A 20,073-nucleotide genomic window follows, 5' to 3' on the forward strand; every position below is an offset into this window, starting at 1 on the left:
ACCACCGCGTTTCGTCCTCTAGTTGCGGTGGTTCGACGGCGAACTACCGCAACTAGAGGACGAATTGCGCGAGGAAGGCCAGGAGTACGGCCGGGTCTTCGACGTGGGCGTTGTGGCCCAGCCCGGGAAGTTCGGCGGAAGCCTCGCTGAGCGCGCGAAGCTGTTCGGGGCGGCTCATCGGGTCGTGCTCGCCGGCGGCGAGGGCGACCGGGCAGCGCGCCGCGCCGAGCAGGCCGGGCATGTCGGGAGCACCGACGGCGAACGCGCGAGGGTCCAGGGCCAGCCTCCAGCCACCCTCGGTTTCGACGACGCCGTCGGGATCCGCTTCGGCCAGACCGGTCAACCCGGCGATCTTGAGGAAGGCTCGTTCGGCGTCCTCGCGGGCCGTGAACACCCTGGGCGGTTTCGCCGCCATGTCGGCGGCCTTCGCGAGGTCGGACTCGCTCCATTCGACCTTGACCCCCACCGCGAGCAACCCGTCGACCCGGAGCCCGAACCACCCGCTGGCCAGCGCGAGCCCGACCACGCCGCCCAGGGAGTGGCCGATCACCAGCAGAGGGCCGCGTTCCGGGAGCACGTCGGCGACCGCCGCGGCCAGGCCACCGAAGGAGTAATGCGTCGAGTGCGGTGAAGCCCCGTGACCGGGCAGGTCGGGCGCCAGCCAGCGGTAGCCGGGTTGCAACATCAGGCCGTCCCAGACCGCGCCCGTCGCGCCGAGGCCGTGCAACAGGAGCACGGCGGGGCCTTCGGTTCCGGCGGTGCGCATCTTCAGCTTGTCCACCGGACGGATCTTTCCGCAGTCCCCGGTGCGCGGGCTAGTGTCGACGCCGTGATCACCGATCCGGACGTGTACACCCGAGGCGTGCCGTACGAGCACCTCGCGGCACTGCGCCGGGAGTCGCCGGTCGTGCGCGTGGACGATTTCTGGGCCGTGCTGCGGCATTCGGACGTCAAGCACGTGCTGAAGAACCCGAAGCAGTTCTCGTCACACCTCGGCGGGACACAGATCCGGGACCCGGCGACCGAGCGGGACCTCGGTTACGTCCGCCGGATGATGCTCAACATGGATCCGCCCGAGCATGCCCGGCTGCGTGGCCTGCTCACGAAGGCGTTCACGCCGCGTGCGGTCGGCAGGCTGACCGAGCGGATCCAGGGCTGGGCCAGGGAGTTGATCGCCGGGGTCAAGGCCGACGGCGAGTGCGACTTCGCCGCGATCTCGGCCGATCTCCCGTTGCTGACGCTCGCCGAGGTCTTCGGGATCCCCGAACAGGACCGGCGGCTGATGTACGACTGGAGCAATCGCGTGATCGGCTACCAGGACGCCGATTACGCGGTGAGCGCGACCGTCGAGGCGGCCGAGGTCACCGATCTCGCGCGGGCGGCGCTGGCGGTCCGGCCGGTGCCGGGACCGGACGGGTCGATGCCCGATCCTCGCACGCGCGAGGGAATGCCGGATCTCTACGCGTACGCCACCGCGCTCGGCGAGTACAAGCGGCACCATCCCGGCGAAGACGTGATGAGCAACCTGATGGGTCACGTGGAAGACGGTGGCAGGGTCTCGATCGCGGAGTTCGAGAACCTGTTCTGGCTGTTTTCCGTGGCGGGCAACGAAACGCTGCGCAACGGCATCCCCGGCGGGATGCTGGCGTTGCTGTCGCATCCGGATCAGTACCGGCGGCTGCTGGCCGACCGTTCCCTGCTTCCCGGTGCGGTGGAAGAGATGCTGCGCTGGTGGACGCCGGTCATGCACTTCCGCCGGACCGCGACCGAGGACGTCGTTCTGTCCGATGTGGACATCCGCGCGGGCGAGAAGGTGGTCGTCTGGTTCTCCGCCGCGAACCGCGACGAGACCGTTTTCGAGGAGCCGGACCGCTTCGATGTCACCCGCACTCCCAACGACCACCTGACCTTCGGGCACGGACCGCATTTCTGCCTCGGCGCCCAGCTGGCGCGGGTACAGCTGCGCGCGATGTTCGAAGCGGTGCTGGACCACCTCGGCGAGGCCGAACTCGCCGGTGAACCGGTGCGGTTGCGGTCGAACTTCCAGAACGGGCTGAAATCCCTGCCGATCCGCTGGTAGCACGGTGCCCCTTCCCGCCCCCGAGCGCGGGAAGGGGCACCGCACCCCCTTGGTCATTCGGCGGCGGCGTACTCCGGTTCGGCGATGGTCGAGCGGGCTTCGGCCTTGCGCAGGCCGACGACTCCGGACAGCGCCACCAGGACACTGACCACGGCGATGCCGGTGACGACGGTCAGCGCGGGGGCCAGGCCGTTCAGCAGTGCCGCCGGGCCGGTGGCCCCGCCCGAGTTGCCGGTCAGGACCGCGGTCACCACGGCGAGCCCGATCGCGCCGCCGACCTGGATCGACGTGTTCAGCAGCCCGCCGGCGAGCCCCTGCTCGTCGTCGGAGATGCCGTTGGTCGCCTGGATGTTCAGCGAGGAGAACGCCAGCATGAAGCCGATGCCCAGCAGGATCATGCTCGGCAGCACCGAACCGGCGTAGCTGGAGCTCTCGTCGATCCGCAGGAACAGCGCGTACCCGATGACGTGGGCGACGACACCGGCGAGGATCGTGCGCGGGGTACCGAGCCGGTCGATCAGCGGCTCGATCCGAGGGGACCCGAAGGCCACGATCAGCGCGGCGGGCAGGAATCCGAGCGCGGTCTGCAGCGCGGACCAGTGCAGCACGTTTTGCAGGTACAGCATGACGACGAACTGGAAACCGATGTAGGCGCCGAAGAACGTCGCGCCACCGAGGTTGGCGCGGGCCAGCGGGCCGGAGCGCAGGATGCCGAGCCGGAGCAGCGGGTGCTTGCTGCGCTTCTCGATGAACACGAAGGTGGCGAGCAGGGCGAGCGCGAGGGCGAACGAGATCAGCGTCCGCGGCGCGGCCCAGCCGATCTCCGGCGCCTCGACCACGGCGAAGACCAGCAGGAGCGAACCGGCGGCACCGGTGATCGCGCCGGGGAAGTCGTAGCCGCCACCGGTCTGCGGCGAGTAGGACGGGATCAGCTTGATCGCGGCGACCAGCGCGGCGAGCGCGATCGGCACCGGCAGCAGGAACGTCCAGCGCCAGCCCACCTCGGTGAGCAGACCGGAGAAGACGAGGCCCGCGGAGTAACCGCTGGCACCGAAGACGGCGAAGATGCTGATCGCCCTGTTGCGGGCGGGGCCTTCGTGGAACGTCGTGGTGATGATGGACAACGCGGCCGGCGCGGTGAACGCGGCGGCGAGACCCTTGATGAAGCGGGTGGCGATCAGCAGCGCGCCGTCGTCGACGAGGCCGCCGAGCAGGGAAGCGAGCGCGAAGACCGCGACGGCGACGAGGAAGACCCGGCGCCTGCCCAGCAGGTCGGCGGTGCGGCCGCCAAGGAGCAGCAGGCCGCCGTAGCCGAGCACGTAGGCGCTGATGATCCACTGCAGGGCACCGGTGGAGAGGCCGATGTCGGCCTGGATGGACGGAAGGGCGACGGCGACCATCGACACGTCGAGCGCGTCGAGGCCGACGACAACGGACACAGTGAGCAGGACACCCCAGAGGCGCGCGTCCCACCTTGTCGAGCTGGTGGACAGCTGCACGGAAGAACTCATGATCCGTACAGTACATGCACGCGCATCTAATGCAAGTGCATTAAATGACTTTGCATAAAATTCACGTGCATGCTATCTTGGGCCGCGTGAGCGACGTCGCCGAACAAGACCTGCTGCAGGAGTGGCGCGAACTGTCCGCCCGGCATGCGGCGGTCTTCGGCCGCCTCGAGTGCCGCCTCCAGGAGCGCCACGGCCTCGGTGTCACCGAGTTCGAAGCCCTGGAACGACTGGTGACCTGCGTGGTCGGCAAATGCCGCGCGGCCGACCTGACCGAGGTCGTCCACCTGAGCCAGAGCGCCACCTCACGGCTCGTCGCCCGCCTCGAGCGCGAAGGGCTCGTCCAGCGCGCGCTCTGCGAGTCGGACCGGCGCGGGATCTTCGTCGTCGTGACCGACGAGGGGCGCCGTCGCTACGAAGAGGCGAAGCCGACGCACCGGGCGACCCTCGAAGAGACCCTCACCGTCGAAGCCTGACCTCAAGCCTCCGCTTCTCAAGTACGTGAAGGCCCCCTTCATTGCGTCTAGCGCAGTGAAGGGGGCCTTCACGTACTTGAGAAGGGGTGAAGGTCGAGTTTCCTCGACTGAGCCGAGGCAAGGGGTCCTTCACGCGCGGTCGCTGTGACTACCGGGGCTGGTGACGGCGACCATGGTCAACCCCGGGACAGCTCCTCGCGGACAGCCGGGACGACCTCGTTCCCCCAGCGGCCGAGCGCGCTGTCAGTGGTGGTCCCGTCTTCGACCGGGAAATAGATGAACCCCGCGGCGTCGTGGTCGCGCACCGCCGTGACCAGTTCCTCGACCCACTGCCCCGGCGACCCGCCGATCCACCGCCCCTTGTCGTCCCGCGGCGACGGCGTGGGCTTTTCCGTTATGCGGCCAGGGAAGTTGTAGATGGTGGCGATCTCGCCAGGGTCGCGGCCCGCGTCGACGGCGGCCTGGTCGATCACCGGACGGGACTCGGCGAACCGCGGGCTCAGCCAGTCCGCGGCATGTCCTGGGATCCAGCCGTCGGCGAGTCTTCCGGTCACCGCGAGGGATTTGGGCCCGACGGCGCCGGTCCAGACCGGGGATGCGGCCGCGGCCGCCGGCACCAGACCGTCGACGGAATAGAACTCGCCCTCGAAGGTCACCGGTGCGCCGCCACCGGAAAGCGCCTTGATCAGGGCGATCGCCTCACCCATCGCCCGGACGGCCTCGGCGGGCGTCCGGTGCCCGACACCGAGTTTGGTGATCTCCCGCCAGAGCCCGCCCGCGCCGATGCCGAGCGCGACCCGGCCACCGGAGAGCGCCGAAAGCGACGTGATCGTCCTCGCCAGCATCGGTGCCGGGCGACTCGGGAGGTTGGTCACGTTGACCGCGGCGGTGACCCGCGACGTCCGGCCGAGGATCACGCCCAGCGCCGCGTAGGCGTCGAGCCGGTCGGCGAAGTACGGGTGGTCGGACAGGCTGACCAGGTCGAGACCCGCGCGGTCGGCCTGTTCGGCGTGCCGCAGAAGGTCCTCCACCTCGCCGACCCCGGTTTCGAGCCCGAAGCCGAACAGTGTCATCACAACTCCTCCAGTTCGCAGTACATACTATTTGTATCACGAACTACTTGCCGGAGTCGAAGTAAAGAATATTTGACATGATGTCTAGAACTCTTTACCTTGGGCCTCGTGGCGATGGAAGAGAAACGCGCGTGGATCATGGTGGTGGTCACGGTTTTCGGCTATGCCGCGTACCTGATCGTCGTCCTCCGGCGGGCGGGCTCCGGCTCGCTCGTCGATATCCCTTACGTGGCACCGTTGCTGTGGACGATCGGCGCGGCCATCGTGGCGTCGATCGTGCTGAACATCGCCGCCGCGATCACCTCACCGCGTGACGCCGGCCGCAAGGACCAACGTGACCGCGAGATCGGCCGGTTCGGCGAGTACGTCGGGCAGTCGTTCGTCGTCATCGGCGGTGTCGCCGCGCTCGTCATGGCGATGGCGGAACTGGACCACTTCTGGATCGCCAACACCGTGTACCTCGCCTTCGTCCTGTCCTCCCTGCTCGGCTCGATCGCGAAGATCGCCGCCTACCGCTGGGGATTCCAGGCATGGTGAAACCGACCAAGGTCACGAACTCCATCCGCGCCCTGCGGTTCGCGAAAGGCGAGATGACCCAGGCGGAACTCGCGGACCGGATCGGCGCCACCCGCCAGACGGTGATCGCCATCGAACAGGGCCGCTACTCGCCGTCCCTGGAGATGGCCTTCCGGATCGCCAGGGTGTTCGGCGTCGCGCTCGACGACGTTTTCCAGTACCCAGACCAGGAATGAGGCCACCGTGAAGGCGATCGCCCAGAACGAGTACGGCACCACCGACGTCCTGACCCTGACCGATCTGCCCGAACCCGAAGCCGGACCGGACGGTGTGGTCGTGCGGATCCGGGCGGCCGCGGTCGATCCCGGGGTCTGGCACCTCATGGAGGGCACGCCGTACTTGGTGCGGCTGATGGGTTTCGGCGTGCGGAGACCGAAGGCCCGCGTCCGCGGGCTGGACTTCGCCGGCGTGGTCCACACTGTCGGCGACGGCGTGACCCGGTACCGGTCGGGCGACGAGGTTTTCGGTACCTGCCAAGGTTCGTTCGCGGAGTACGCACTGACCACAGTGGACAAGATCGCCCGGAAGCCCGAGCGGCTCGGCTTCGGCGAAGCGGCGGCTGTGCCCATCTCCGCTTTCACCGCGCTCCAAGCCCTTCGGGACAGAGGCCGGCTCGCGCCCCGGCAGAAGGTCCTGGTCATCGGCGCCGGTGGCGGCGTCGGCACCTTCGCGGTGCAGATCGCCAAGGCGTTCGGCGCCGAGGTGGACGGCGTATGCGGCACGGCCAAGGTCGATCTTGTCCGCTCACTCGGCGCGAACCGCGTTTTCGACTACACCCGCGAGGATTTCGGCGGCGGTTACGACCTCATCCTCGACACCGCGGGCAGCCGGCCATTGGCCGCGTTACGGAAGGCCCTTACCCCGCAAGGCACTCTCGTCCTCGTCGGCGGCGAGAGCGAGGGGAAGTGGATCGGCGCGGTGGGGCGCAACGTACGGGCGCTGCTCCTCAGGCCGTTCGTGAAGCAGAAGCTGCGCGGGCTGTTCTCGACGGAGAAACAAGACGATCTCCAGACGCTGCGGGCGCTCATCGAAGCGGAGAAGCTGACGCCGGTCATCGACCGTGTCTACGCGCTGGCCGAGGTACCCGAGGCCATCCGCTACGTCCGCGAGGGACACGCGCGCGGCAAGGTCGTCATCACCGTCTGATGTTCTCCCCCACGTCGGACTCCGGCCATCTTGGCAGTGTTCGGTGTCGGAGAGCGATCCGCCGAGTGCCGAGGAGACCACCGATGTCCGTCAACCGCCGGGACCTGTTGCGAGGCGCCGCCACCGCCGGTGCGCTGGGGCTGGCCTGGCCGTTGAGCTCGCGGATGACGGTCGCGCAGGCCGAAGAGGCCGCAGCGGCGCTGGGCGCCACCTGGGACGAAGCGCCGTTCACCCTCGGAGTCGCGTCCGGCGACCCGGTCCCGTACGGCGTCGCGCTCTGGACCAGGCTCGCGCCGAAGCCGATGGAGTTCGAGCAGCCGCTGGACGACACCGTCGAGGTCGCTTGGGAGGTCGCCACCGACCGCGGGTTCCGGCGCCGCGTGGCGCACGGGACGACGGCCGCCACCGCGGGGCTCGGGCACAGCGTGCACGTCCCCGTGTCCGGGCTGGAACCGGGCTCTCAGTACTACTACCGCTTCCACGCGCTCGGCAAGGTCAGCCGGATCGGCCGCACCCGCACCGCGCCGGTCGGGCCGGTGCGGCGGGTGCGGTTCGCCTCGGCGAACTGCCAGGCGTTCCACGACGGGTTCTACGCGGCGCACGCCGGAATCGCGCGGGAAGAGCTGGATTTCGTCGTCCACCTCGGTGACTACGTCTACGAGCACGGTCAGGTCGGCGGGAACCCGCTGCGCGATCACGAGGGCCCCGAGGTGCTCACCCTGCCGGCGTACCGGCGGCGGCACGCGCTCTACAAATCCGATCCCTCGCTGCGGGACGCCCACGCCGCCCATCCGTGGTTCATCACCTGGGACGATCACGAAGTCGTCAACGACTACAGCGGCACCACCCCGTCCTTGCGGGCGCGGCGCTCGGCGGCGTACCAGGCCTGGTACGAGCACATGCCCGTCCGCCCCGACCACCCCTCCACACCAAGGATCCACCGGCAGCGGCGCTGGGGCGACCTCCTCGATCTGTCCATTCTGGACCTCAGGCAGTACCGGTCGGCGCAGAACCTGCCCGACGGCACGATCCTCGGCGCCGACCAGAAGGCGTGGCTCAAGGACCAGGTGACCGGCGCGGGCGAGGCGTGGCACTGCTGGGTGAACTCGATCATGCTGAGCCAGCTCGCGAAGCCCGGCGGCGGCTACATGTTCACGGACCAATGGGACGGTTTCCTCGCCGAGCGCAAGGAAGTGCTGACCCACGTGGCCCAGAGTGGCCTCGAGGACCTCGTGGTGATCACCGGCGACTGGCATTCCGCGTTCGTCGACGACATCCGCCCGGACTTCGCGGATCCGTCCACCCCGGTGATCGGCACGGAGTTCACCGCGCATTCGGTCAGCTCCGGCGCCTACTCCCCCGAGTGGAACGCCACGAACGGGCCGAAGATGGGCGCGGCGAACCCGCATCTCAAGTACTTCGAGGGCAACCGGTACGGCTACGACGTCTACGAGGTCACCCCGCGCCGCTGGAGTACCCATATGCGGGTGATCGGCGACCGGCGCGACCCGCGTTCCCCGGTGAGCACCCTGACCACGTTCCACGTCGACCGCGGCAGGCCCGGATCGTACGAGGACCGCTCCACCATCACGTCTCCGGCGCAGTACCGGCGACGCTAGGCCAAAAGGGGAGCCGCGAACTCAGAAGAGGGGCGAGCGACGCTCTTTCGGAGCAGCGCGGTTCACCGCACGCGTTCTCGTTTCACCTGCCCGATGAATTCACGACAATTCTTCCGTGCGGCTAACCTTGGCATTCCATTGGGAACGAGCCGCGGGAGAATTCAATGAAGAAGAAAATCGCCGCTTTAGTCATGGCCGCCTTTTCGGCGGCCGTATTCCTGGCCGCCACGCCGGCCTCCGCGGCGACCGAAGGCGAGTTCCCACCCTACGGTTGCAACGGTGATCGCTACGGAATCCTCTTCGGCGAGGGCATTTCCCTGACCTGCTTCGCGCTGCCGAGACACTCGGAGACCTACCGGGTGGTCGCCCACTGCGCGTCCGGATCCTCCTATTGGTACACCGTCGGACATTGGGTCCCGGTCGGTTTCGGGCCGTCGACCGCGGAATGTCACGGCGCCCTGCTTTCGAGCGCGTACGTGGCCGGATATCACGTAGACGACTTCTAATATCCGAATGAAACGATGTTGATCTTGGCGGCGCCGTTCAGCGTCCGCTCCCGGCTGGTCCCCACCGGTCCACTTCCGCGGTGAGCCACCGATGCAGGGAAAAGGCCAGTTCGACCGGTGCGTCGTACTGGATCAGATGTCCGGCCTCGGGAATGACGTCCAGGAGGGCGCCGGGAATCGCTTCGGCGAGCCGTTCGGCCCGGTCCAGCGGGATCCACGTGTCGTCCGCGCCCCAGATCACCTTCACCGGCAGCGCCAGCTCCGGATAACGGTCCTGGATCTCGTCGGTGTACCGGACGTCCGCCTCGGCGATCTGCCGGTAGAAGGCGCGTTGCCCGTCCGCGTCCAGCCACGGCGCGGTCAGCGTGGCCAGTTGCGCGCCGGTGAGACCACGATGGGAGGCCGTCCCGATGTAGGACTCCAGCGCTCCCCTGTGCACCACCGGGGGCTGTGCCTGGAAGACCGCGGCGTTCTCCGCGACGAGCCGGAAGAATTCCGAACCCCACGGCCGCAGCGCGACGACGTCCACGAGGGCGAGCGAGGCGTACTCCGCGCCGTGCAGCAGCTTCGCGCGCAGGGAAACGGCCCCGCCGTAGTCGTGGGCGACCACGTGCGGAGCGGCCAACCCCCAATACTCGAGCAGATCGGCGAAAAGCTCGCCCTGTGTCCCGAGATCGACGGCATGGCCGGGGTCCTTCGACGACCGGCCGTACCCCGGCATGTCCCAGACGTGGACGGCGAACTCCGCGCTGAGCGCTCGCGCGAAAGGCGCCCACAATTGCGCCGACCACGGTGTCCCGTGACACAGCACCACCGGGGCGCCTTCGCCGAGTCGTTCCCACGCCACCGAACGGCCACGCCACTCGAACGTCCGCGACAACTCCAGCTCGCCGAAACCCATGAGCGTGATCGTAGTGGCGTCCACCCGATCAGTCGGGCAGTTGCAGTTCCGTATGCCGTTTGGACAGCATCTCCGCCAGTTCGCGGAGTTTGACGTTCATGTTCTGTGACGTGTGCCGCAGCACCTCGAACGCCTCCGCGGCGTCGATCCCGCGCCGTGCCATCAGGATGCCCTTGGCCTGCCCGATCGCGTCGCGACTGTCCAGTGCTTGCTGGAGCTGCTCCTCCTGGAGCTGGCCGCGCGTGACCGCGTGGGTCGTCGCCAAGGCCAGTGACGCGTGCGTCGCCAGAAGCAGCAGCACGTCACGGTCGGCCTTGGCGATGCCGTGCGGGCTTCGCGAATAGACGTTCAGCGCCCCGGAAGGCTGCGAACTCGACGCCTCCGGCAGGAGAGCCGTCGAGACCAGCGAGTGGAACCCGAGTGCCGCGGCGGCGGGACCGAAGCGCGGCCACCGGGCGTCTTCCGCCAGATTGTCGCTGAACGCCGCCGCCGGCCCCGAAACCCGCGCCGCCTCGACGCAAGCACCTTCGCCGTACTGATACTGCAGCTGATCCAGTTCGCCGGCGATCCCGTCGGTCCTCACCGGCGTGTGGAACCGTCCGTCGGGATCGAGGAGGGTGACGCTGACCAGATCCGCGCCCGGCACCAGGTCGCGCGTCGCGAAGACCACCCGTTCGAGTACGGCCGCGATCGAACCGGAATCCAGCAACGCCCTGGTCAGGGCTACGAACTGGGTGACCAATGGCCCAGCGAGAAGCCGGGCGCCGTTCTCGGAGGTCACCGGCAGGTCGCCGTCGCCGGCATCCTCGACAAATCGGTTCTTGTCCTGCTGCCAGTCGAATTCATCGGCCAAAGCCCGCCTCTCCACTTCTGCACATCGGCGTGATGCACCACGGGAGTCACCGGCGGGAACCGGCGCCGAGCGCGCACCATCAACCGCCGCAACCAACCCGGTTACCGGCGGATCGGCGCTAACTTCTCAACGCTCAGAACCGCTTTCGGAAGCCGACCTTAGCCGAATGCGATCACCCGGCCTACCGCGACCCACGTTCGGCCTCCGCCGGATCGCGTCTTCCGGCCACACCGGCGACACCCCGTTCGGCCACCTGGCGTAATTCCGAGCCGACCCACCTGGTCCGGCTCATGTTTCAGCTCGCGTCGCGGTGGTACCCGGAGCCCGTGTCACCGAGAACCCCGGGGGTGAGCACTGTGTCCTCGCTCCAGGCCGCGGAGCAGCGACGGATCATCGCCGAGTGCTTCGCGCGCACAGGCCTCACCGTGGAGCAGCTGTGGCTGAGGTATTTCGCGCTGGGCGGTGACGTCAGCGAAGCCGACTTGGCGGCCTACCTGCGGGGAGCGCTCCCCTTGCCCAGAATCCAGCGGGACATGGTGGCCCACGCGGTCAACGAGCGGCTCGACGAGCTTTCCGGCGCGCGACGGGCACCGTACAGCCGCGACGCCGGGGACGGCAGCCGCCCTCGCGGGCTCCTGGCCGCGCTGGTGGGACTTCTCGACGGCGCCAAGCGGGTCTCTCCCGAGCGGCTGCCCGCGATCGTCGCCACCGCGGGCCGGGCACTCGACCTGGAGCTGACGGTCTATCTCGCCGACTACGAGCAGAGGCAGCTGCACCCCCTCCCCGCCGGAACCGCGCCCGGCTGGGGACCGCTGCCCATCGAGGCCAGTACCGCCGGACGGGCCTACCGCCAAGCAGGCACCGTGCTGACGGAGGAGCCGAGCGGGCCGCGGTTGTGGACCCCGCTGCTGGACGGCGACGAGCGGATGGGCGTGCTCGAGATCGGCACCGCCACCGGTGCGGACCTGTACGACCCGGCCGTGCGCGCCCAATGCCAGTGGCTCGCGTCGCTGTCCGGCCACCTCATCGCCGCCGCGATGCGCTACGGCGACGGCCTGGACACGCCCCGGCGCCGGAGATGGCGCGGCCCCACCGCCGAGCTGCTCTGGCAGAACCTGCCCCCGCTGACGGCGACGACGGGCGAGTTCATGGTGGCCGGCGGCGTCGAGCCTGCCTACGACGTTCGCGGCGTGTCCTTCGACTACGCGCTCTCCGAAACGACGGCGTGGCTGGCGATCTTCGACGCGGGCCGGGAGACCGGGGCCGCGGGCCTGGCGGTCTCGGCGGCGCTCGCGGCCTATCGATCAGCCCGTCGCGAAGGCCAGGATCTGCGCGGCCAGGAGGACGCTGTCGACAAAGCGCTTTCGACGCGGTTCGGCGACGGCACCACGGTCCGCGGCACGCTGGCCGAAGTGGACCTCACCCGAGGCGCACTGCGCCATCTCGAAGCGGGCGGTGAGCCACCGCTCGTGCTCGGCACCGGGCACGAGCGGACCACAGTGGACAGTGCGCGGCGGCCACCGTTCGGTGACGGCGGCCCCGGGCCTGTCACGACCACCCGTCTCCGAGCCGGAGATCTCCTCGCCCTGCACACCGAAGCCCTCACGAGCGCACGCCCCGCCGATCGCGAAAGATTCGCGCTCGCCGGCAGCCTGGGCGGCGGAGCCGGCCAGATACCACCGGAAATCGTCCGCCGCGTACTCGATGCGGCGAAATCCCACTACCGCGGCGGTTTCACCGGTGACGCCGGCCTGCTGCTCGCCCGCTGGCAAGGCGGGCGATGAACCGGCTCAGCCGTGGAAATCGACGTCTTCGGTCTTGACCGTCCCTCCCTTCCGGCCCGGCGCGGCCTGATACCGCCAATACAGATTCGTGTGCGCGACCACCTGCTCCGGCGCGGGCGCTCCCCACTCCGATTTGTCCACGGTCGTGTGCGCGTCACCGACCAGCGTCGCGTCGTACCCGCGGACCATCGCGCCGTGCAGGGTCGAACGGATGCAGGCGTCGGTCTCCGCCCCGACGACCACGAGCCGCCCGACACCGCGCTCGGCCAGCACCTTCTCCAGATCGGTGTCCTCGAACGAGTCCCCGTAGGACTTTTCGACGAGAGGCTCGGCGTCTTCGCGGTCCAGCTCGCCGACGATGCGCCACTCTTCGCTGCCTCGCACGAGTTCGTCGTCGGAATGCTGCACCCAAACGACCGGCACGCCTTCCCTGCGTGCCCTGCCGACGAGGCCGCCGATGTTCGCGACGACGGCGTCGCGCTCGTGGGCCTCGTCGACGACGCCGTTCTGGACGTCGACGACGAGGAGCGCGGTGTTCGGCCGGTTGGCGAGTGTGGTCATTGCGGGTGTCCCTCCAGGTCAGGCTGCTGTGGCAGACCTTAACCCCGGGCACCGACAAGATCCGGCGATCACGCGCCTGGGACGGCCAGCGCCTTCGCGTTGCGCCGGACGTCGGACCACGCGCCGTCGCCGCACAATCCGCAGGAAGGGCCGAAGAATTCCGCGCTTGCCCGCTCGTCACCGGACAGCCAGAACCGGAACCACGCCGTGATGGCGCCACGGAACCCGCCTCCGTCACCGACAGGCGTGAAATGGGTCGCTCCGCCGAGTTCGCCGTAGATCGCGGGAACCTGGTCCGCGAGGCGGTACCGCGGGATGACCAGCAGCCCGGGAACGACGACGGTGTCGAACTGCCCGCCGAGGAAGAACGCGGGCCCCTTCAGCGCCGCGGCCGAGCCCTGCGGTCCGGGTTCGATGGGGATCGTCGTGGTGACGCGGGAGTCCGCGCCGGCGACGATCGCCCCTCCGCCGCCCTGGGAATGACCGGTGGCGCCGATCCGCGCCGTGTCGATCTTCCCCTGGTACGGACTGCCGGGACGGGAGTTCTCGGCGATCAACGTCGTGGCCCCGGCCAGCATCTCCTGGCCGGAACCCGCGTTCGGCGTGTCGGCCGCCGCGACCACGAAACCGTGGGAAGCCAGATGCCGCAACAGGCCGTCATAGATCTTCGGACTGGCGCCGGTCCCGTTGCCCCACAGGATCACCGGGTGCTTCTCCAGCCGCGAAGGCCGGTACACGGTGTGGGTGCTGTCGAGGGCTTCGACGGTCACCGCGTGGGGCCCGGGTTCACTCCACCGGCTCGCGATGCCGGCTTCGGCCGCCATGGCGGGCGTGCCGCCCACGGTCGCGAGCGCGACCATCCCGGCGATCAGTATCCGTGCGCGAAGTCTCCCCGTCATGGCCACCGTCCCGTTCCGTGCGGGCCTCGTCGCCCGCGACACTCTTCCCAGCGTGTCGGCACGGTCACCGTACGTCCATGGGGCCGATCACAAGATCGGGCGAACGGGTCTTGTGATCGGACCCAAACCGGTCAGCCGATGAGCTGCCACAGGTAGCTGGGGCTCTTGACCGGCGCGACGGCGTTCTTCTTCCAGAGGTACTTGACCTTGCACGGCGGGACGATCCGGTACTTCTGCACGGTGAACGAGCGCGCTTCCTTGTACTGCTGCAGCCGCAACGTCTTCCCGGCGGGCACCGTCGCGGAATAGGACCAGGAATCGGCCTTCGAGTAGCTCGCGCCGACACTCACCGCCAGCGAAACACTCGCCTTCGCGAAGATGACGCCCGCCTCGGCGCTGGTCGTGCCGGTGATGGACGCGGTGACCGACGAGGTCGTGGTCTTGTTGTAGGTGATCGTCCCGGGCCCGCGCAGGTAGTCGCTGCGCAGATTCGTCTTCATCCAGGCCTTGGCGCCGTTCGAGATCGTGTAGTCGGGCGGATCGTTGACCTCGGGGCAGGGCTGGATCGCGAGCGACTGGGCCCCGGCCCCGAGTGCCGCCGGCGCCACGCACAGCGCGCAACCGAGAAGGACAGAAGCCGCCACCGACCGGAAACGCATCGCGTACCTCCCGTTGTCGATCATGATCGAACGGTAATACGGCCCCCGGAGACGGCGCGGAAATCCAACCTGTTCGAGTTACGCGCCGCGGGCCCGGTCCGTGCGGGGACTTCGCAACGGCTGGGTTTCGCGTGTCGTCCTACCAGGCACACGTAGTGAGCCGTAGGGCAAAGGGGTCCTGTCGGGTGGCGAGTCCGGCGCTCGGGGGTGCTCGGCGAGGTGAAGGGAGCTTTCCCCTCATCGCACGCGAGGAAAGTCCCCTTCGCCACAGGCGGTGCGGTCCTTGTGGGCGACGGAAGGCTCGGACCCGTCGCGAAAGCCACTTTCGCGACGCCACATGTCCCGAAAGTGGCTTTCGCGACACCGAAGCCCGCATCCAGCAAGCGCCCGAACAAGCCACATTTGCCTTACGAGCCGATAACCGCCCCTTCGGCACACCGCACTGTCCACTGTGGCCTGTCACCCGAACGTCGAAAGCCCGTCCAGCAGCCTGTCGACGTCCTCCGCGCTGGTGTACGGTGCCAGCCCGACGCGGAGCGCGGGGTCCTCCAGCTTCAGGGCCGCGAAGACCTCATAGGCATAGAAGGAGCCCGCCGGCGCGACGATGTTCCGCTCGGCGAGGTACCTCTGTGCCTCCCGCTCGCGGCCGCCGAGGCTCATCAGGACGGTCGGCGTCCGGTCGGCCGCCTTGCCGTGGACGGTGACAGCGTCACCCAGTCCGTTCTCCAGTCTGGCGCGCAGCGTGTTTTCGTGCTCGTGCAACGAGTTCATCGAGTTCGCCAGCCTTTCCCGCCGCGATCCGGCCGGTCCCGGGTCGAGTGCGGAGAGGAAGTCCACGGCGGCCGTCGCCCCCGCGAGGACTTCGTAGGGCAGCGTGCCGAATTCGAACCGTTCGGGCACGGTGTCCGGCGACGGCAGGAGCTTGTCCGGCTCGACGGTTTCGAGAAGGTCCGGCGAAGCGCCGAGCACCCCGCAGTGCGGGCCGAGGAACTTGTACGGTGAGCAGACGAAGAAGTCCGCTCCCAGTGCGGCGACGTCCACCAAGGCGTGGGCGGCGTAATGGACTCCGTCCACGAACACCAGCGCCCCGGCGGCGTGGGCGAGATCGGCGATCCGGCGGATCGGCGGCTTCGTGCCGAGGACGTTCGAAGCCGCCGTGACCGCGACCAGCCTCGTCCTTTCGGTGACGACCAGGGTCCCGAGATCGAGTTCGGTGGTCTCCGGATCGATGTCGAGCCAGCGAACGGTCGCCCCGGCCCGTGCCGCGGCCTGGACCCACGGCCGGACGTTGGCGTCGTGATCGAGCCTGCTGACGACGATCTCGTCGCCCGCACGCCAGCTTTTGGCCAGATGCCGGGAAAAGTCGTACGTCAGCTGGGTGGCGCTGCGGCCGTGGACGACACCCGGGGCAGGCACGCCGAGGAAGTCCGCGTAGGCGCTTCGAAACGCCGCGACGGCGCTCTCCGCGTTGAGTTCGGACGGGCTGACCCTGCCCCGGTTCGACAGGGGCCCGGTGAGGGTCCGGGCGATGGCGTCGGCGACGGGCCGGGGTGTCTGGGTACCCGCGGGTCCGTCGAAGAAGGCGGTTCCGTCGGCGAGGGAAGGGAACTGGAGCCGGAGGGCGGCGACGTCGATGGCCATGCCCTCGACTCTGACATTCGACGAGGGACCGGGTAAACGCTTCGTGGCCGGAACTTTCTCCGGCCACGAAGCGCTCGGACTCAGTACAGCTTCAACCGGTACGCGCCGGACTGCGCGGTGCCGGCGAACAGATACCGGCCGTCCGCGCTGATCGCGAGGGAGAGCACCCTGGGATCGGGCAGCGCGCCGGGCACGGGCGACCAGGTGCGGCCGAAGTCCGTGCTGCGCAGCACGCCGCCCCCGGTCGAATCACCGGCGAACCACACCCGGAAGTCGAACGGATGCGGCAGGATCCGGCTGATCTCACGGGGATCCTCGCCATCGCGGACCCGGCGGAACGTCCGGCCGCCGTCCTCGCTCAGGTGGATGCCCGCGCCGCCGATGAGCACGCGGCCGCCACCCCATCGGCTGACCGAGATCGAACTGACCGGTTGGCTCGTGACGTGGGTCCAGGTCTTGCCACCGTCGTCCGACCGCGACAGGCCATCGGAGTCCCCACCCCAGACGCGGTTAGGGTTCCACGGATCACCGGCGAACGTGGTGAAACCACTGTCGATCGCGAGCTTCTCCCAGGTCTTCCCGGCGTCGTCGCTGCGGTGGAGCACGTAACCGGTGGGCGCGAAGGCCGAGACGAAGATCCGGTCCGGATCGGCCGGGTGGGCGAAGATCGTCCTGGGAAGTCCTTCCTTCGCCTTCGCCGCGAACTGCCAGGTGCGCCCGCCGTCACCGCTGCGGAGCACGTCGAGCGAGAACCCGTTCCGGGTGACCTGCCAGACGACGTCCGGACGGCTCGGCGAGACGGACAGGCTCGCGTCCTCGTGCAGCCGGTCGGTGGGGTGGGACTGCCAGACCCGGTCCGTCGCGGAGACCTTGCCGCGCGGGAGCGGGGTGTTGTAGATCTCCTGCACACCGGCCGCGACGACGCTCTCCCGCAGGAGGTTCCCGGTGGTCACGAGGTCGCGAATGGTCTCACCGGGCACGCCGATCTGCCGGTATCCGCTCTTGCCGCCGTCCGCGTACACGCCGCGGTACAGCGAGGAGATCAGCGTCGTGGCGGGGTTGCCCGGCGCGGCGGGAAGATCGATCATGTCGCTGACGCCTTCGCCCGGGGCGGGCACCGGTTTGCGGGCCCAGGTGCGGCCGAAGTCCGAGCTGACGTCTATGTCGTTATACGTCGAAACGTACAGGCGTCCGCCGAGGAAGCGCGGTTCGCGCAGGGTCTGCCCACCGGGCTCGCGGCGCAGCACGGTCCAGGTCTTGCCGCCGTCGGGGGAACCGTGGAGTTCGGAGCCGACCGTGACCACGAGCCGCTCGCCGTCCGCGGCGACCTGGTTGACCTCGCCGTTGGTCCGGTAGACGAGCTCGGCCCGTGGCTCCTTGCCGCTGACCCCGCGGACCACCCAGAGCGCGTACTCGGGGTAGACCGTCGCGAAGTAGGCGTCGTCGCCGACCATCGTGAGCTTGAGCGCGCCGACCGGCGAGGCGATCCCTTCGCGCGGCCAGGTCCTCGGCACGTCGTTCCAGTGCTCGCCGCCGTCGATGCTGACGCTCAGCGAGTCGAGATTCTGCACCACGACGACCCGGCCCGTCGGGTCCGTCGCCATGCCGAACGCGCCGTCGGGGTACCACTCGCGCAGGGTCTCCCAGCTCTGACCACGGTCGGTGGTCCTCAGCAGCATCCCGTGCCACTCACCGGGCATCCCGCCGGGCGAGTTGCCCACCGCGAGCATCCGGTCCGGGTTCGCCGGATCGACGAAGAACCCCTGGATGGAGGTATCCGCCGGCATCCCCCTGCGAACGCTCCACGAGGCGCCGCGGTCACCGGAGAGCCACAGGGCGGGCGGGCTGGGCACCATCATCGCGAGCCCGGCGGGGGAAACCGCCAGCAACCCGCCGACGCTGTTCGGGCCGACCGGGTCCCAGGCGCCGTGCGGCAGCCCGGTCGCGTCGACCTCGGCAGGCGGCTGGGGCTCGGCGGTGGCCACCGACGTCGCCCCGGTGGTCCCGAGAACCGTCAGCAGCCCGAGAACGAACATGCGGTTGGCGATCGATCTCAGTTTCATGCGGGAGATCTTGGCGCAAGATCCAGCAGAAGGGTAGAGGATTGGTCGGATCTTTACTTGCGAGCCGCTGCAGCACATCGCCCTGCCACGTCGCATACCTGCTTGTCAAGACCTGGTCACCCTTGACCCCTGAGGCCAATTCATCCGATCACTGGTCCGGGCAGCTCGTCCCGCGCCAAATCAAGCATGAGAAATGCTCAGTAAAAGCAGAACCCAAGGGGATCACCCCCTTGGGGGATATTCAACAACCACAACTGCCGGAAAGCTGTTAACTGTCGCCGAAAACAAGCGGGCGACACACTGGGGCGGGGTCACGAGGGGTTTCAATGAATCCGAATTCTCGTTTCGTGTTCAGCTGAGGTTCGCTCACTTTCCATGCATGCCAACGCATATACCGGAACAGGGCAGCTTGCTCCGGTGGCAGACTCCGCCTTTTTTCACGGCGAGCAAGAATGCGCCGTTCATCAATCAGTCATTGTCGAAAAAGGGGTAGACATGCGCTTTTTGAAAGCATCCGCGATAGTCGCTTCGGCGGCGGCGGGACTGATTTTCGCCGGGACGTCGGCGATCGCGGCACCGGCGGAATCGGCGCCTTCGGCCGAGCCCGCCGCCATGGAGGTGTGCGGGTTCTACGAGAACCACGTCACCGCCTTCTACGCACACTGCGCGGACAGTTGCATCTGGATCGTCGTCGACTACGAGTCGGGCCCCAACCAGTACAAGCAGATCCTGCAGCGGGGCACCGTCGACATCGGCGGGGCGCGGGACGTCAACAACGCGTGGTACTCCCACGTCTGCTGAGTGAACCGGAGTGGCCCGGCCGTGCGCCGGGCCACTCCGGCCTCCATGCGGCTTTCTCCCGGGTCCGCTAGCGGACGACGATCGCGATCAGCGCGATGACGAGCAGGGCGAGGTACGCGACGGCGTGGGCGCGATCCGGGATGCGGCCGACCACCCTGCGGGTCACGGCTATGGCCGGTAGCGATCCGCACAGCAGCGCGCCCGCGGCCACCAGGTCGATGTAGCCGAGGTGGGTGGCGCCCGGGGCCGGGCCCGTCGCCGCGAAGGCGTAGACGGCCGTGCCGATCACCGCCACCGGCAGGCTCAGCGGGTTCGCCAGTGCGGCCGCGTCGGCCATCGGCAGCCCCTTGCGCCGCATGAGCGGGACGGTGAGGACGCTGCCCCCGACCCCGAGGAAGCTCGCCACGGCACCGATCCCGGTGCCGCCCGCGGTGGCGGTGAGCCCGCCGAGCGCGCGCGGCCCGCTGTCGTCCCGCCTGCTCACGAATCCCTTCCGGACCACGCTGTCGGCGATGGTCAGCGCGAGATAGGCGACGAAGAGCCAGCGCAGCACACTTTCGTCGGCCACGGTGGCCGCGAAGGAACCGAGCACGGCACCCAGGCCGACGAACGCGATGAGCGGCCACAGGTAGTCACGGCGAAGCCGTCCTGTCCGCAGCTGCGCGAGAGTCGCACTCCCGGCGTTGACCACCATCACCGCGGTCGACGTGGCCACCGCCACGTGCATCGCGCCCGGCGCGTGCCCGGGATCGGCCGGCGCGAAGGCGTAGACGACGGGCACGGTGACGAAGCCACCGCCGAATCCGAACAGGACGGTGGTGACCCCGCTCAGGCAACCGAACCCGAGGAGCACCGAGATCTCGATCAGCACGTCTGCGACGGTAGGCGTACACGGCGCGGCGGGCATTCGAAAGAACGCCACTTTCT

General features: G+C 68.8%; 20 protein-coding genes. 9 read left to right on the plus strand and 11 right to left on the minus strand.

All coding sequences use genetic code 11. The features are described 5' to 3' along the window. Positions 1-52: 52 nt before the first annotated feature. Positions 53-781 carry an alpha/beta fold hydrolase gene (locus tag ACOCEP_RS00495; protein ID WP_482335224.1) on the minus strand — a complete coding sequence of 243 codons (729 nt, stop codon included), beginning with the start codon at positions 779-781 and terminating at the stop codon, positions 53-55. Between the two features lie 48 nt (positions 782-829). On the opposite strand from ACOCEP_RS00495, the gene ACOCEP_RS00500 reads away from it, so the two are divergent. Further along, the gene (locus tag ACOCEP_RS00500; protein WP_482335225.1) at positions 830-2,080 is read left to right on the plus strand and encodes a cytochrome P450; all 1,251 of its coding nucleotides are present in this window, start codon (positions 830-832) and stop codon (positions 2,078-2,080) included. Between the two features lie 53 nt (positions 2,081-2,133). Here the strand turns inward: ACOCEP_RS00500 and ACOCEP_RS00505 are convergent, their stop codons facing one another. Continuing rightward, complete coding sequence (locus ACOCEP_RS00505) at positions 2,134-3,591, minus strand: MFS transporter (protein WP_482335226.1); 1,458 nt, start codon at positions 3,589-3,591, stop codon at positions 2,134-2,136. A gap of 86 nt (positions 3,592-3,677) precedes the next feature. On the opposite strand from ACOCEP_RS00505, the gene ACOCEP_RS00510 reads away from it, so the two are divergent. Continuing rightward, positions 3,678-4,064, plus strand: a complete 387-nt coding sequence (locus ACOCEP_RS00510) for a MarR family winged helix-turn-helix transcriptional regulator (protein WP_126736066.1) — start codon at positions 3,678-3,680, stop codon at positions 4,062-4,064. 176 nt (positions 4,065-4,240) lie between these two features. Here the strand turns inward: ACOCEP_RS00510 and ACOCEP_RS00515 are convergent, their stop codons facing one another. After that, positions 4,241-5,137: an LLM class flavin-dependent oxidoreductase gene (locus tag ACOCEP_RS00515; protein ID WP_482335227.1), complete on the minus strand. Its 897-nt coding sequence runs from the start codon at positions 5,135-5,137 to the stop codon at positions 4,241-4,243. 108 nt (positions 5,138-5,245) lie between these two features. On the opposite strand from ACOCEP_RS00515, the gene ACOCEP_RS00520 reads away from it, so the two are divergent. The 5 genes from ACOCEP_RS00520 to ACOCEP_RS00540 all read left to right on the plus strand — a co-directional run bounded on the left by ACOCEP_RS00520 (position 5,246) and on the right by ACOCEP_RS00540 (position 8,984). Beyond that, positions 5,246-5,674 carry a hypothetical protein gene (locus tag ACOCEP_RS00520; protein WP_482335228.1) on the plus strand — a complete coding sequence of 143 codons (429 nt, stop codon included), beginning with the start codon at positions 5,246-5,248 and terminating at the stop codon, positions 5,672-5,674. Continuing rightward, entirely contained in the window at positions 5,668-5,889 is a 222-nt protein-coding gene (locus ACOCEP_RS00525; protein ID WP_126736070.1) for a helix-turn-helix transcriptional regulator, read from the plus strand. The genes ACOCEP_RS00520 and ACOCEP_RS00525 overlap by 7 nt, the downstream gene beginning before the upstream one ends. Positions 5,890-5,896: 7 nt before the next feature. Continuing rightward, the gene (locus tag ACOCEP_RS00530; protein ID WP_482335229.1) at positions 5,897-6,859 is read left to right on the plus strand and encodes an NAD(P)-dependent alcohol dehydrogenase; all 963 of its coding nucleotides are present in this window, start codon (positions 5,897-5,899) and stop codon (positions 6,857-6,859) included. An 83-nt stretch (positions 6,860-6,942) separates the two neighbouring features. Then, positions 6,943-8,478, plus strand: coding sequence for an alkaline phosphatase D family protein (locus ACOCEP_RS00535; protein WP_482335230.1), 1,536 nt, complete (start codon positions 6,943-6,945; stop codon positions 8,476-8,478). A gap of 164 nt (positions 8,479-8,642) precedes the next feature. Next, complete coding sequence (locus ACOCEP_RS00540) at positions 8,643-8,984, plus strand: hypothetical protein (RefSeq protein ID WP_482335231.1); 342 nt, start codon at positions 8,643-8,645, stop codon at positions 8,982-8,984. Positions 8,985-9,021: 37 nt separating this feature from the next. Here the strand turns inward: ACOCEP_RS00540 and ACOCEP_RS00545 are convergent, their stop codons facing one another. Continuing rightward, positions 9,022-9,885: an alpha/beta fold hydrolase gene (locus ACOCEP_RS00545; protein ID WP_482335232.1), complete on the minus strand. Its 864-nt coding sequence runs from the start codon at positions 9,883-9,885 to the stop codon at positions 9,022-9,024. A 28-nt stretch (positions 9,886-9,913) separates the two neighbouring features. Further along, positions 9,914-10,738, minus strand: a complete 825-nt coding sequence (locus ACOCEP_RS00550) for an ANTAR domain-containing protein (RefSeq protein WP_482335233.1) — start codon at positions 10,736-10,738, stop codon at positions 9,914-9,916. Positions 10,739-11,085: 347 nt separating this feature from the next. Here ACOCEP_RS00550 and ACOCEP_RS00555 point away from each other — a divergent pair, with 347 nt between their 5' ends. After that, complete coding sequence (locus ACOCEP_RS00555) at positions 11,086-12,522, plus strand: SpoIIE family protein phosphatase (protein ID WP_482335234.1); 1,437 nt, start codon at positions 11,086-11,088, stop codon at positions 12,520-12,522. Positions 12,523-12,528: 6 nt separating this feature from the next. Here ACOCEP_RS00555 and ACOCEP_RS00560 read toward each other — a convergent pair whose 3' ends face one another. The 5 genes from ACOCEP_RS00560 to ACOCEP_RS00580 form a co-directional block, all read right to left on the minus strand. Next, on the minus strand, positions 12,529-13,083 hold the full coding sequence (locus ACOCEP_RS00560) for an isochorismatase family protein (protein ID WP_482335235.1): 555 nt from the start codon (positions 13,081-13,083) through the stop codon (positions 12,529-12,531). Between the two features lie 68 nt (positions 13,084-13,151). Then, positions 13,152-13,982, minus strand: a complete 831-nt coding sequence (locus ACOCEP_RS00565; protein WP_482335236.1) for a poly(ethylene terephthalate) hydrolase family protein — start codon at positions 13,980-13,982, stop codon at positions 13,152-13,154. A gap of 131 nt (positions 13,983-14,113) precedes the next feature. Further along, positions 14,114-14,665, minus strand: coding sequence for a hypothetical protein (locus ACOCEP_RS00570; protein ID WP_482335237.1), 552 nt, complete (start codon positions 14,663-14,665; stop codon positions 14,114-14,116). 435 nt (positions 14,666-15,100) lie between these two features. Further along, entirely contained in the window at positions 15,101-16,282 is a 1,182-nt protein-coding gene (locus tag ACOCEP_RS00575) for a cysteine desulfurase-like protein (RefSeq protein WP_482335238.1), read from the minus strand. A gap of 80 nt (positions 16,283-16,362) precedes the next feature. After that, a complete protein-coding gene (locus ACOCEP_RS00580; protein ID WP_482335239.1) occupies positions 16,363-18,345 on the minus strand; it encodes a WD40/YVTN/BNR-like repeat-containing protein in 1,983 nt (660 codons plus the stop codon). A gap of 495 nt (positions 18,346-18,840) precedes the next feature. Here ACOCEP_RS00580 and ACOCEP_RS00585 point away from each other — a divergent pair, with 495 nt between their 5' ends. Next, positions 18,841-19,146 (plus strand): DUF6355 family natural product biosynthesis protein, encoded by a 306-nt coding sequence (locus ACOCEP_RS00585; protein WP_482335240.1) that lies wholly within the window; start codon positions 18,841-18,843, stop codon positions 19,144-19,146. 67 nt (positions 19,147-19,213) lie between these two features. Here the strand turns inward: ACOCEP_RS00585 and ACOCEP_RS00590 are convergent, their stop codons facing one another. Beyond that, on the minus strand, positions 19,214-20,017 hold the full coding sequence (locus ACOCEP_RS00590) for a sulfite exporter TauE/SafE family protein (RefSeq protein WP_482335241.1): 804 nt from the start codon (positions 20,015-20,017) through the stop codon (positions 19,214-19,216). Positions 20,018-20,073 lie beyond the last annotated feature (56 nt).

The sequence above is a fragment of the Amycolatopsis sp. CA-211722 genome (genome assembly GCF_056828465.1).